The organism is Paenibacillus sp. SAF-068, assembly GCF_051967555.1.
Classification (GTDB): domain Bacteria; phylum Bacillota; class Bacilli; order Paenibacillales; family Paenibacillaceae; genus Paenibacillus.
In genome coordinates this window covers 1,209,194-1,222,447 of record NZ_JBQCJX010000001.1, presented here as the reverse complement: position 1 = coordinate 1,222,447, position 13,254 = coordinate 1,209,194, and the positions used below count along the sequence as shown (strand labels likewise).

The 13,254-nt window shown below is 45.8% G+C and carries 14 protein-coding genes, 1 tRNA gene and 1 riboswitch; of the genes, 3 read left to right on the top strand and 12 right to left on the bottom strand.

Annotation, left to right across the window (positions count from 1 at the left end; translation table 11 throughout):
• Positions 1-43 precede the first annotated feature (43 nt).
• Positions 44-128: transfer RNA gene (locus ACTHPG_RS05495), tRNA-Leu, on the bottom strand.
• A gap of 170 nt (positions 129-298) precedes the next feature.
• Positions 299-1,261, bottom strand: coding sequence for a pectate lyase (gene pelA, locus ACTHPG_RS05490; RefSeq protein WP_440388112.1), 963 nt, complete (start codon positions 1,259-1,261; stop codon positions 299-301).
• A 418-nt stretch (positions 1,262-1,679) separates the two neighbouring features.
• Positions 1,680-1,811: riboswitch (cyclic di-AMP (ydaO/yuaA leader) on the top strand.
• A 5-nt stretch (positions 1,812-1,816) separates the two neighbouring features.
• On the opposite strand from pelA, the gene ACTHPG_RS05485 reads away from it, so the two are divergent.
• Positions 1,817-2,281 (top strand): C40 family peptidase, encoded by a 465-nt coding sequence (locus ACTHPG_RS05485; protein WP_440388110.1) that lies wholly within the window; start codon positions 1,817-1,819, stop codon positions 2,279-2,281.
• 98 nt (positions 2,282-2,379) lie between these two features.
• Here the strand turns inward: ACTHPG_RS05485 and ACTHPG_RS05480 are convergent, their stop codons facing one another.
• From ACTHPG_RS05480 to ACTHPG_RS05465, 4 genes are all read right to left on the bottom strand, one after another.
• On the bottom strand, positions 2,380-2,709 hold the full coding sequence (locus ACTHPG_RS05480; protein ID WP_017689352.1) for a carboxymuconolactone decarboxylase family protein: 330 nt from the start codon (positions 2,707-2,709) through the stop codon (positions 2,380-2,382).
• Between the two features lie 143 nt (positions 2,710-2,852).
• Complete coding sequence (locus tag ACTHPG_RS05475) at positions 2,853-3,071, bottom strand: hypothetical protein (protein WP_278295843.1); 219 nt, start codon at positions 3,069-3,071, stop codon at positions 2,853-2,855.
• A 119-nt stretch (positions 3,072-3,190) separates the two neighbouring features.
• Entirely contained in the window at positions 3,191-3,520 is a 330-nt protein-coding gene (locus ACTHPG_RS05470) for a hypothetical protein (protein ID WP_036609615.1), read from the bottom strand.
• A 97-nt stretch (positions 3,521-3,617) separates the two neighbouring features.
• On the bottom strand, positions 3,618-4,199 hold the full coding sequence (locus ACTHPG_RS05465; RefSeq protein WP_440388109.1) for a xanthine phosphoribosyltransferase: 582 nt from the start codon (positions 4,197-4,199) through the stop codon (positions 3,618-3,620).
• A gap of 204 nt (positions 4,200-4,403) precedes the next feature.
• Here ACTHPG_RS05465 and ACTHPG_RS05460 point away from each other — a divergent pair, with 204 nt between their 5' ends.
• Positions 4,404-5,459, top strand: a complete 1,056-nt coding sequence (locus tag ACTHPG_RS05460; protein ID WP_440388108.1) for a YkvI family membrane protein — start codon at positions 4,404-4,406, stop codon at positions 5,457-5,459.
• 132 nt (positions 5,460-5,591) lie between these two features.
• Here the strand turns inward: ACTHPG_RS05460 and ACTHPG_RS05455 are convergent, their stop codons facing one another.
• From ACTHPG_RS05455 to ACTHPG_RS05430, 6 genes are all read right to left on the bottom strand, one after another.
• Positions 5,592-6,722, bottom strand: coding sequence for a glycosyltransferase family 4 protein (locus ACTHPG_RS05455; RefSeq protein WP_440388107.1), 1,131 nt, complete (start codon positions 6,720-6,722; stop codon positions 5,592-5,594).
• A 302-nt stretch (positions 6,723-7,024) separates the two neighbouring features.
• Positions 7,025-7,573 (bottom strand): GNAT family N-acetyltransferase, encoded by a 549-nt coding sequence (locus tag ACTHPG_RS05450; RefSeq protein WP_440390139.1) that lies wholly within the window; start codon positions 7,571-7,573, stop codon positions 7,025-7,027.
• A 104-nt stretch (positions 7,574-7,677) separates the two neighbouring features.
• Positions 7,678-8,724 carry a hypothetical protein gene (locus ACTHPG_RS05445; protein WP_440388106.1) on the bottom strand — a complete coding sequence of 349 codons (1,047 nt, stop codon included), beginning with the start codon at positions 8,722-8,724 and terminating at the stop codon, positions 7,678-7,680.
• A gap of 97 nt (positions 8,725-8,821) precedes the next feature.
• Entirely contained in the window at positions 8,822-9,625 is an 804-nt protein-coding gene (locus ACTHPG_RS05440; protein WP_421897114.1) for a Cof-type HAD-IIB family hydrolase, read from the bottom strand.
• Positions 9,626-9,970: 345 nt separating this feature from the next.
• Positions 9,971-10,717: a pseudouridine synthase gene (locus ACTHPG_RS05435; RefSeq protein ID WP_440388105.1), complete on the bottom strand. Its 747-nt coding sequence runs from the start codon at positions 10,715-10,717 to the stop codon at positions 9,971-9,973.
• Entirely contained in the window at positions 10,714-12,411 is a 1,698-nt protein-coding gene (locus ACTHPG_RS05430; RefSeq protein ID WP_440388103.1) for an RsmB/NOP family class I SAM-dependent RNA methyltransferase, read from the bottom strand. The genes ACTHPG_RS05435 and ACTHPG_RS05430 overlap by 4 nt, the downstream gene beginning before the upstream one ends.
• A gap of 221 nt (positions 12,412-12,632) precedes the next feature.
• On the opposite strand from ACTHPG_RS05430, the gene ACTHPG_RS05425 reads away from it, so the two are divergent.
• A complete protein-coding gene (locus ACTHPG_RS05425) occupies positions 12,633-13,181 on the top strand; it encodes a thioredoxin family protein (RefSeq protein ID WP_440388102.1) in 549 nt (182 codons plus the stop codon).
• Positions 13,182-13,254 lie beyond the last annotated feature (73 nt).

Genomic DNA, 13,254 nt, shown 5'->3' with positions numbered 1-13,254 from the left:
AAAAAACGCCTCAAGCGTTAGCTTGAGGCGTCTTTTTATTAGATGCGGTCGAGAGGACTCGAACCTCCACGGGGGGTTAGCCCACACGGACCTGAACCGTGCGCGTCTGCCAATTCCGCCACGACCGCATATTGTATCTTCTTTAATCTCGGCGACAAGAAATAATATATCATGCGGAATCTATCATGTCAACACTGAAAATAATAACATAAAATCCCGAACCAGACATTTATGTCGATTCGGGATTTACCTTTAACAGCTCATTGTTTGGTTCGTTAAAACGAAGGGATCATACAAATTACAGCTTGGAAGGCCAGTTGCCATACCATGCGTAACCGCCTCTTCTTTCTTTATCAATATCACTTAATTTGTATTTGACTACCCCATCACGACCAATAAAGATGGGTTTATCCGTTCCGATCTCATAGAAGCGTGCCCAAATCGGTGCCGCTTTGGAGTCAGCGATAATTTTGCTATCTCCATTTGCTCTTTCATACCTGTAACCCGTAATTTTCACCTTGTTAAACCATTGCTCTGCTCCTTTAATGGATGCGGTAATTTTCGCGTTGGCAGGTCTCGTTTTGAGAAATTTAACAATCGTTACACTCTCTCCAGCTGTCAGCGATGGTACTTCATAGATTCTTGCGCTTGCCGGTTTAAGGGAACTGGAGTCATGTTGTTGTCCCCATGCTGTCAGCTTACCGCCTGAAATGACCTGTGTATTCAGGATCGCATCTACGCCCTTAGCAACTGAATTTTTACTTCGATTGGCAAGTGTGCTGTCGATAAATGAGAAATCGCCTTTACGCGTTGCTACTTCATCCAGCATGTACATTACGTTGATCATGGCATCATCATTGTAAGTGATATGTTTGTGATATCCGGAGCTTTGATAGACTTGTGGCCATCCGCCGTTCGAATACTGCATATTGATCAAAAAGTTAATTCCTTTGATTGCAGCTGCGGAGTAACGAGGATCATTTGTCTTTTTAAATTCTTTCGCCAATCTTCTAATTTCTGAGTATGTAGCCTTATTGTCTATCGTGGACTTCGCCCACTCTCCGCTGGTTTGTTTATAATCTTTTCTCCAACCTCCATTCGGCAGCTGGTTCTTCAAAATATCAGAAATACTCGCTGTTGTACCCGATGCATCCGCAGCAGATACCGTCCCTACAGGAAGAACTGCCATTCCAACTGTTGAGAATACCATCGTGCATGCCAGAACAAAAGTAATTATTTTCTTCGCTTTCAAATGTAACACTCTCCCATGTTCATTTTGATAAAACCCAGAATTCAACCTTGCCTATAAGGCCAGTTCCTAACCTCCCTAATTTAGATGTATAACAAAATAGATCTATTTTCATCCAATATGTGGTTTGGATACTGAGATAATATGCAAAAAATATATTTTTGTCAATATATGCAACTTAATCAATATAATCTCTTTAATTCTACATAACGGAATAGTTCTTTCAACTCATGACAAACCTATTTATTTATCCAAATTCGTTCTAAACGAATCAATAATGACGTTTTTGTCATGAATGATACCCAAACTTAATCGCTTCTTGCATATAAAAACCGTAATTCCGATAACATTGGGGCACTAAGAAGGGCTTTAAATGGGTTTGACAATTACGCATTTATGCAATATAGTTTCAAATAGTTACAAAAACTTAATTATTCATTTGCCGAGTTTCATGTTTGAAAACGGGGGAACCATTTTGGGTGAATTATTCTTATACATAGGAAATATAGGGAACCTTCTACCGAACCCTTAGCTAACTCCGTAGGCATCGAAGGGAGAACATTGATTTTGAAAAAACTGATTATCTCCATTTTTGGAGCAGCTGTACTATTTACATCCGGGGCAACAAGCACAGAGGCTAGCAGTATCAACTCCGTAGTGAACAACATGACAGGTATACCTTACAAATGGGGTGGCACGACTGTAGCCGGCTTCGATTGTTCTGGTTTTATGAGATATCTCTTCAACAAATATAGTATTGAATTGCCACGTACTTCCCAGCAGCAAGCCAAAGCAGGTACTCCTGTATCGAAAAGCAACATTCGTACAGGTGATCTGGTGTTCTTCAATACGACGGGCAAAGGCATTTCACATACAGGTGTATATATCGGCGGCGGACAATTTGCTCACGCCTCCAGCAGCAAAGGTGTCAGCATCACTAAAATGACCAACCCTTACTTCAATGATCGTTACGTGACAGCACGTCGGGTAACTGGACAGTTTATGTATGATAAAATGTTGGGTAAAATGTAGGCAAAATTAATAAGAGGAGGCTCCGGATTAACCCGGAACCTCCTCTTTTGTTTGCTTCCCATTTATGCGAACAGTCCTTGGACTACCCCCATGTGCACTTAATGCAGCGCCTTCTGTACTCGCATCGCGCCCTGAGACAGGGCATGTCCGCCTCCTACAGCTCCGGCCACGGCAACGGTCTCCATGATCTCCTGATCAGTAGCACCCTTGGCACGGGCTTCTTCTACATGGTAGAAGGTACATACCTCATTGTTGGCGAACAATCCAATGCCGAGCGCAATCAGCTGTTTTGTCTTGGCATCAATCACACCAGGTTGAAAACATTCTCCCGTAAACTCATGATACGACTTGACCACACCTGGCAGCACATCGCTTAATGCTCCAATCTGATCCTTGTAGGCATGAACTTTATCATTCATCAATGTCATGGCTTGCAGCACACCCTCTCGGCTATAGTTACAGTTCTTCCTCACTGTACCTATCTTCTCTCCTGAGTGAGTCAATTATGCCAAGTAATCATGGTAATTCCAAACAATTAAACGTCTCATGGTTCAGCCATAGTGCTAGGCTTTTACTCACCAAGTGGGCTCTGGCGCGGTTCGCTGAACAACTGATATCGGTAACCACGATCCAACTTGACGACACGTCGATTCTGACGACGGATAAGTACTTGCTCCCCATCCCAGGCAACAACAATTCCGGTTACATCGTTCGATTCCAGCTCGTCCCGTACTACTCTGACTTTCTCACCTGACAGACGCAGGGCGTCCAATTCTGTATCACTAATCATGCGCATGGCTCCTATATTCCAAATTTATTTACAAAAAGAGACCTAAATGAAAAGTCATTTAGGTCTCACGTGACTGTATTGGACTGTCATGTCATTCGAAATTATGTCCCGACTGAAAGTTACCGCTGCGCGTGCTCTTTGCTGTCGTTCTTCTCGAACCAAAAATCAAGCACTTTGGCGGACATCACACGTTCTTCAAGGTACTCCACTTGATGCGGTGTAAATTGTTCTTTCCAAGAGAAGGACAACTCTTCGCATAAGCCTACAATCGTCAGTAATTCTGACCAGGCAACGTAGCGTTTGTACCAGAAAAATTGAGGATGTTCAATCATATAGGGATAAAGGTCATCGAATTCCGTATGTTTACAATCCAGGGCACGTTCAAAATGAACTTTCGATTCCGCCAGCTTATCATTAAAGAATTGTTCTGTTGCCGGTTGGTTCCCCATGGTGTTGCCTCCTCTCCCTAACATAACCCCATTATAAATGAAATCCGCGGTCATGCAAAGGCATAGTTCAAAAAATAGGCCCTATTCCTTTAAAATGTCACATTTCGTTATCGTCAAATTGTACTGTTCCATCATTCAGAGAACGAATGCGTACCAAGGCTTCAACCGGTATGCCCTGTTCACGAATCGTTCTTGCCCCTGCCTGAAAACTTTTCTCGACCACAACGCCGAATCCAACAAGTTCGGCACCGGAACGCTCAATTATTTTGATGACGCCACGAGCGGCATCTCCATTGGCAATAATATCATCAATGAACAAAATACGGTCATTCTCATGAATGAACTCGCGAGATACCATAATGTCCGTTACAATTCCTTTGGTAAAGGAAGGCACACGTTCACAGTAAGCATCAGGATCAGCCAGAAGTGTTTTTTTGCGACGGGCGAACACAAGTGGCACCCCAAGTTCATAAGCTGCGGCAAACGCAACCGGAATTCCTGAGGATTCTACCGTGATTACCCGAGTCACTCCACTTTCACGAAAACGGGCAGCGAACTCGCGTCCCATCTCCATCGTTAACGCAGGATCAATCTGGTGGTTCAACAGACCATCCAGCTTCAAAACTTGTTCCGAGATGACTACACCTTCTTGTAAAATTCGTTGTTTCAATAATTCCATGATTTGACCTCCCAAGCCTATCCTATGAGGTAAAAGTATCATATATCTATCTATAAGTTCAAGCGAAATTGCCTGGGTGCTGTCCTTGAGAGACAATTCAAGCCATAGCTCATGATCGATTGTCATGACTTTCGTGGGTCAAGCATACCTTGTACCATGGTACCCGCATGTCCAAACTAAACAGGGGCCTGAGAGGGGAAACACATGAAACAGGCATTTCGGGTGCTGCAGATCGCATTTACATACATCGGAACGGTTGTTGGAGCCGGCTTCGCTACAGGCCAGGAAATTTTGCAGTTTTTTACCCAGTATGGCAAATGGGCCACCGTCACCATAGGCTTATCCACCATGCTCTTTGTCTGGTTAGGTACCAAAATGATGCTGATTGCTCACGATACAGGGTCCCGCTCTTATGAAGATCTGAACAAACATCTATTCGGCCACAAGGCGGGTAAGTGGATCACGTGGGTGACCCTTCTCATTCTCATTGGTGTGAACAGTGTCATGCTTGCCGGAGCAGGTTCCGTTTTTGTCGAACATCTGGGTTTGCATTATCAAACCGGTCTGATTGTCACACTTGTAGGGACATATCTGCTTCTCGGTCGGGGCATTCAAGCCATCCTTCAAATGAATAGCATTGTCGTTCCCATGATGCTCCTGTTATCGCTGCTTATGATTACAAGTACCATCCATCATCCAGGTGCTTCCCGATTCATCACACTGACCACAGACTCAAACCCTATTCAAGTATGGCTATCTCCACTGCTGTATACTTCGTTCAATCTGGTATTAGCTCAGGCTGTTCTGGTACCCGTTGGCAACCAGATTCGCAGTCGGAATGTACTGAAGTGGGGCGGCGTACTCGGTGGAATTGGCGTAGGTTTCATGCTCATGGCAGCTCATTTTGCCATGTCAGCACAGATGCCGGGCATCATCCAATTCGAAATCCCAATGGGCAGTATTGCCTTTCAACTTGGATGGGCAGTGCAATCTGTATATGTATCCCTTATTTTCATGGAAATATTCAGTACCTTTGTAGCCGATATCTATGGAATGACCTTGCAACTCAGACAACATATACGTGTCCATCCCCGTTTCATTACATTAACCATTATGCTGTTGTGTTACTCACTCAGTCAGTTTGGGTTCAGTTCGCTGCTATCCATCCTTTACCCGATCTTCGGAAGTATGGCATTGATCTGGGCTGCCAAATTGGTACTGAATCGCTGGGGCGCCTTTCGTGGACGCAACAAAATATAAACGGTCATGTGCTTCTTTATGAATATGAGCATCCTTTTGCATCATAACTACAACTCATTGCGCGAACTGTTTGCTTAAACAGGACAAAAAGCCGCTGTTTAGCTCAGCGGCTTTCACTTTTTGCTCTTTTTCCTAGGCTTTGCCGGGAAACTGTAGATACATCTTTTTCAGCTCATTCACCGATCTGCCGAGCGAGTAATGTGTTTTGGCTTTTTCGCACGCTGAACGGGCAAGTTCATAACGATAAGCCGGGTCCAGCATCACCTTTTCAAGTGCTTCAGCCAGGGCAGAAGGATCTTCTGCGGGAACTAGCAACCCATTGCTACCATTCTCGATCTGTTCCGGGATACCACCTACATCCGTACCCACAAGGGCAAGACAACTCAGCGCAGCTTCAGCGAAAACGGAACCAAAGGCTTCTGCCCGTGAAGGGAGTACAAAAATATCAAAGAATGGCATAAATTCTTCAGGATGCAGTGTGTAACCATAGAAAATGGTTTCATTGTAGATCCCCAATCGCTGCGCCAATTCTTCCAAATCAGGACGAATCGGTCCATCTCCAATAATATGTAACACATAATCATGACCTCGGCCCTTCAATTCGGCGCAAGCTTTGAAAAGAATATCCAACCCTTTCGCCGGAACAAGCCGACATACCGTGACCAGCTGTGGTATCGCATTATCATGAGGAATCGGCTTAAACCGCTTCTCATCAAATCCATTGGGAATCACACCGATGACATCAGGTTCCTTCACGTGGGGAGCCAGATAACGACGGAACGAATCCGACACGGTTAAAAGGCGTACTGCCTGATGTTCCAGCTCACCATATATCGCGAGCAGGAATCGATGCTCCGGTCCATCCGTTTCAATGCGTCCATTAAGGATTAATTCTCGTTCATAACTGGAGTGAATCGTCTGAATGAGGGGTGTGTCCGGGAATACCGATTTCATCGCAAGTCCTGCAATCGGGTGGTGAGCATGGATCAGATCATAGGACTTCTGAATACGCAGTTTGGTCCACCATAGATAATCACGATAGGTTTGAATATATTTTTGGACAACAGGACTATCCTGATATTCCGTCCAGTCAAACGTTTCGAACTGAACTTCCTCTCTGCCCTTGTTGCGAATCCGCTTCGGCAACGAGAACAGATCCATCTCCCACCTTGGGGCTGTAAATCTCTCTTGCATATACGGAATCATAGAGGATACACCTCCGGGCTGCTCCGGAGGAAAGAAAAGCGCCTGCAGCAATTTCACTGTTAGTTTCCCCCTTTCTAACTTACGTTCTGTTCATACATCTCCATTCATGATCCATTTATCTCTGAATACGGCTCTACTATCCATTATGACATAGGGAAGCCGGAACATCTATATTTCGAAAGATACTGCAAACTTTTGGCTATTTAAACCGCTCAATCTAAGCAATACGACTAAGCATTTGTTCACCAACTCGTATATACAACATATTCATGAAACATGTCCCTCAGAAGCAAAAGCTTTAAACCAGCAATCAACGCCTCGCAATTGTCGTCAACCTATTCATTGGAAAGTCAGAATTCTCAGCCGAGCAGCTCCACAAGCTTCTCATATGTACTGTAACCATCTGTCTCACCCAAAAAGGTATAACCGTTCCGCGCATAAAAAGCATTCAACGTCGTATTGTTCGCTCCACAGTCCAAGCGGACCGTGTGTTTGCCTTCAAATTGTATGCCGCTGCTGGCCCATTGCAAAATGGACCCTCCAAGACCACTCTGGGCATATTTTCGACGAATCGCCAGCCGATGCAGATATACAGCTCCATCCTCGGCGTGAGCTTTTGAACCCCAGAGTTGAATATCCCACGGGCTTGGCTGAACCATAAGGATGATCATCCCCGCTACGTCTTCTCCTTTTTTGAATACAAACACATCCCCACGCCGAATTGCCCCTGCCGTATCATGTGAATCTTCACCTTCAAGCAAAGCGCTCCATTGGGAAGAACCTTGACTCTGTAACCATTCGGCTGTCTCTAGCAACAGCGACATTACCCCCTCCGTATCTTCGGGCTTCGCCTGAACCGCTTGAAAACCATCGTTAATATATTCGCTACTGATTCTGAATGAGTGCATCATTATTTTCCTCCGCTTCTTCTCTCTTTAAACTAATGGTACTATACCGAGAAATGGATTTTTCGTCAAAATGGGAACAAAAAAAGGTAAAAGGCAGCCGCCTTTTACCCATCTATTCTGGCTTCATCAATAATCTGATTTCGATACAACATCGTAAGGTGCAGCGTATCAAACTCCATTTCCTTGTCAAGCTCCTGCATCAACACTTCGACCAGGCTCTTTCGCTGCACGCTGGTTCCAGGAACCTCGTAATCAATATATCCCGTCAGATCGGATTGAGACGTGTCTATCGTTGCTGTTCCGACAGGCAATCCACCTCGTTCCTGAAGAAACAGCTCATATACCCGAAACTCCCGATCCTTACGTTTCAGCATGACATAACATGCTTCTTCAGCAGCTTCCAACGCATCCAGATCAGATTCATCGGTATCCTCAAACTCCTCGGTGAAATCGCGATGTATCCACTCTAACGTCTCGAGTTCGTTGCCCTGATGCCACATGCGGATCGTAATCGTATCGATGATGTCCTCATCCAGCTCTCTGACCAACAACTCTGCAGCGGCTTCCATTTGATTTTCTTCCGGCTCATCGTACCAATGTATTTCACCTTGAACATCAGCGCCATATTGTTTTAAGGAAGCTTCTGCAAGTTCCTGTCCGTCGACATCATTGAAAATATATGTGGATATGCTGCGTCCCGCGCTTACCATCTCCATCTCCAGAACCTGATCCCGATCTTCATATGTAAATGATTCGGCTTGTGAAACAGGAATTACCTTACTCTCCATGCTGTCTATATCCTCATAGTTGCCTTCGTCATCATTCATATCTTCAGACTCAGACGACCACACTGTCTCCGACTCAGGCTTATGCAGAACCGAATGCAGCGAGCCACAACTAACCAGCACTTCATAATATGCAGCTTCCAACGCATCTGCAAGAGATCGGACATAGGCATGCACTTTTTCCACAATTAGTTGCTCTGTACCCTCCGGCAGAGACTCCTGCTCGATCTGAAGACTACCTGATAAACGATCTCCTTCTCTGTACACAAGCAAAAGTGAACCCGCATATTGACCATTGACCATCACGTCCTGCACTTCTCCACCTGATGTCCGCAGGTCTGCAACCAATTCCACATCATATTTCATCACGTATCCTCCTTCATTCCTAACGTTATTCTCTTAGGATGCCCTTGAGGACGGTAGATTATGAGGTAAGCGTGCATTTTACGTATAAGATGCAGAGTTAGACGGATAACACATATTTTTGGATTGCGTGTGCTACTCCCTGCTCGTTATTGGAGAGTGTCACCTCGTTAGCGGCAGCTTTCACCTCATCTGGTGAGTTATCCATGGCAATGCCTTTGCCCGCAAAGGTCAGCATCGTAATATCATTGAAGTAGTTGCCAATTGCCATGATCTCCGAAGGCAAAATTCCTTTGGATTCGGCAAGCCTTTTGAGCGCAGCGCCTTTGGACGCTTCGGGATGCATCAGATCAATAAAAAAGTCACCACTCCGTGTCATATAATAGGGCAGATTCCAGGTAGACCACTCTTGAAGTACTGCATCCATCTGTTCAATGGGTCCAAATGCAGTGAATTTGGCCAGCGGTTCTGTCATGTCAACCCACTTGGGTAACTTCAGTGGCTCCGCCATAAAGTTGTAATACATCTCACGCACCTGCAACCCTAAACCTTCCGGTTGATCCACGTACAGACCAAAAGCCGTATTGATGTCAAAATGTACTCCATTGGTTCGACAGTAGGATATGATCGGCTCCAGTCCTTGTCCATCTAATGCAAAATGATGAACCACCTCACGGGTATCCACTTGCGCCGTTACGGCACCATTATGTGTAATCACATATCCATCCAGTCCCATCTGCTCCATAAAAGGAATCGTGTTGGCAGGACCTCTGCCTGAGCAAAGAACGATCTCTGCTCCCTGACGGGAAGCTTGGATCAAGGTCTCCTGAGTCCATTCGGTTAGTTCATGATGATCATTCAGCAGTGTTCCATCTACATCAAGTGCAATTAATTTATAAGTCATTCTGGCTTCATTCCTCATCTATTAGTAGTCGCACCCACCCAAACCCTCCCTTCCGAGGGAGGGCCCCAGAGGGCTCTGCCCTCTGGACTCCCGCCTTGCTCAACGGGGGTAGGTCGGGTCTTGCTATGTAACGGTTGGCGTAGGAACGCTTGTTGACGGGACCACAGCTGGTCAGGAGTGGTCCCGTCCAAGCTTGACCGAGACCATTGAGGGCAGAGCTTCGCTCTCTGCCCGGCTCCCTGCTTCACTTCGTGAAGAACGGGAGCTTTCTTGCCTTCGGCGTTTGTACCGGGGCTTCGCTTCCCTCTACAACTCCCTGCTCCGCTTCGCGAAGGACGGGAGCTTTTACTTCCGCAGAAGATTTAACTCGTCTGCGGTTAGTTCACGATAGCTTCCGATGGCAAGATCGGAAGCCAGTTCAAGCTCACCCATGGCTACACGCTTCAGATAGATCACTCGCTTGCCAACCGCCTGAAACATACGTTTTACCTGATGAAACTTCCCTTCGTGAATAATAAGCGAGATTGACGAGATCGTGCCTTCATCCGTCTCTTCCTGACCCAGTATAGTCAGCTCAGCAGGTAATGTCTCATACCCGTCATCCAGTTGAACGCCCGCTTTGAAACGTTGCACATCCGCTTCATCCACGCTTCCAAGTATACGGGCTTCATAGGTTTTGGGCACATGCTTGCGTGGAGATAACAGATCATGGGCCAGGGGACCATCATTTGTGAGAATGAGCAACCCTTCTGTATCCTTATCCAGTCGTCCCACAGGAAACGGATTGAAGACACGATCCTCTTTCCGCAGCAGATCCAGCACGGTTTTATCTCTGTTGTCCTCCGTAGCAGACACAACACCCGGAGGTTTATGCAGCATCAGATAGATCATCTCACGATACACAATCCGCTCTCCATCGGCTTCAATGACGTTGACTTCGGGATTCACCTGCACACCACTGTCTTTCACCGCTTTGCCGTCCACATGGATTCTGCCTTGTTTCACCATCTTTTTGAGTTCACTTCGTGTTCCCACACCCATATGACTTAATATTTTGTCCAGACGCAGCGTTTGTTTGCCTTTTCCACTCATACCGATGTCCACCTCCAGCCTGCCGGATATTCATTCTTAAGCACACCATCCAACCATTTTCCCCAGCCAGCGGCATAACCATCTACACATACCAGAACGTACCCTTTGGCAATCGTATCTGCCTTGAGCACCACTCGTTCTTCTTCAATATTCAACGTTTCACCCTTGAGATACCTCACAGCTTCGCCATTAGCGGATGACAGATTTACGCTTCGCCTTGCCTCAGCTGCACTTAGAGCACACGCAAGCGGGTGGGAAGGAACAAATCGTCCATTCTTGATCGTACCCATAAACCAGCCTGGACGAATGACTTTCAGTCCCTCCAGCCTTGTTGCACCAACCGATGATTGATACACACGATCTCCGTAACATACCGTTTCTCCAGTTAACTCCATCTCCAATTGTTCTTTCATGAACGAAGTGTAGATCCCGACCGGATCCATACTTGTCGGATCAGCTCCCCGTCCCTGACCCCGTTCCGATTTACGTCCACCGTGATCTTTACCTTTTTTGCCCGGTCTACCCGGATTCTTGCCGCCGCCAGCCTGTCTGTCATGGGACTCTCTGGATTCGATTCGCAACAGACGTTCCTTCTTACGATCAGCCTTGGTCATAGCAATTGAAGAAGCAGCAATAGAGTGATCCTTGTTCCCCTCTACTTCAATCCTGGACATATCCCCGACCTGTCCATACTCCATTGCTCCTTCTTTAACTACTCCTGGTTGATCTGTTTCCAATCCTTGCTCTGCACGATGCTGTAATACAGCCACATAATGCCCTTCTCCTTCCAGAAGGTGAGGCCACAATCTTGCGGTACCACGTGTTTGATCCAGCACATCTTTGGTCTCTTCGGCCTTCTCATACATCATCTGACGCACCCATTCCGGACGCCCTGGAGCAAATCCTGTCTCTTCAGGAATGTCCCTGACAACGAAATCACGGTTTACATTCAGAAACTCTGCAATCATGGCTTCATTTTCCTCCGGCGCAAAGGTACAGGTTGAATATACGATCGTACCTCCCGGAGCCAGCAATCGTGCCGCAGTCTCAAGGATATCGCGCTGCATGAGTACACATTTTTCCACCGAATGATGTTCCCACGATTTCACCATGTCTTCATCCTTGCGGAACATACCTTCACCTGAACATGGCGCATCAATTAATACTTTGTCAAAATAATGAGGAAATGCGTGCGCGATCCGCTCAGGTGACTCATTCAAAACAACGGCATTCCTCACTCCGTACAATTCCACGTTCTTGGCCAGCGCTTTAGTTCGTTCAGCATGGATATCGTTGGTGACAAGTACTCCCTTACCTTGCAGCTTAGCAGCAATCTGTGTCGTTTTCCCTCCCGGAGCAGCACACAGATCAAGCACACGATCTCCAGGTTCAACCTGTAATAATTCAACTGGAGCCATTGCACTTGGTTCCTGTATATAATACAGGCCTGCATGATAATAAGGGTGTAGCCCCGGTTTAACACCATGAGGTACATAGAACCCTGTCTCACACCAAGGAATAGGTCTTAGCTCAAACGGAGCAATCCCATCGAATTGTTCCATCGATATTTTCAGCGTATTCACTCTCAATCCCGCATGGGGAGACTGTTCATACGATTTCATAAATTGATCAAACTCATCACCCAGCAAACTTTCCATTCGCTCAGCAAATATAAAAGGTAACTTTACACCCATATTCCCACTCATCCTGTCTTGGTAAGATTGCAATATCGTTTTATTTTATCATATCCAAGCTTTGCTTTCCTATCATATTGTATCTATTCCACTACAGCGTGTAATGTAGTATAATGGCAAGTAGATTGATTCCTGAGCAAAAATCCGGGTGTTTATGCATATTATCCCAACCTTTATTTTTGCCCAAACTATATTTCGATATGATCGATGGGGGATGTCCAATGAAATCCAAGAAGAAAAAGAAAAGTGCTGCGATCCTTATATTCCTGGGTATTTTAATCATTATGATTGCTGCACTGGTTGTCGTAGACCAGCAATCCAAGAAACAGATGGATTCAGTGGAAAATGCTTATGGCATCGCTGCTTCCAAGCTTAACCCAGCGACACGGGAGCTACTTAGCGATCCCAATTACCAACAAATCATTCTCCCCGCTGATCTCAAAGCCAAGATTGATAACAAAGACAGCTTCTTTGTATATTTCTTCGCTTCCGACTGTTCGCACTGCCGTGCCACAACACCTCAGTTAATGCCACTGGTTGACAGTGAAGGTATCGAGCTTCCACAGTTCAATTTGCGCGAATTCGAATCCGGATGGACTGATTACAACATCGAGTTCACGCCTACACTCGTCTATTATGAGGCTGGTGTGGAGAAAGACCGTATGGTTGGCGGACTGCAAGAGAATGGCAGTGACCAAGGCTACACGTTAGACGATTACAAACAATTTTTCGAAAAATATAAAAGTAGTGCTGCTCCTTCGGCAAGCTAAATAATAGATCCGTTTCCACAGTATCTACAATCTGGCACTTGTATCACCAGACACTGTTCTGTTGAAGGACAGG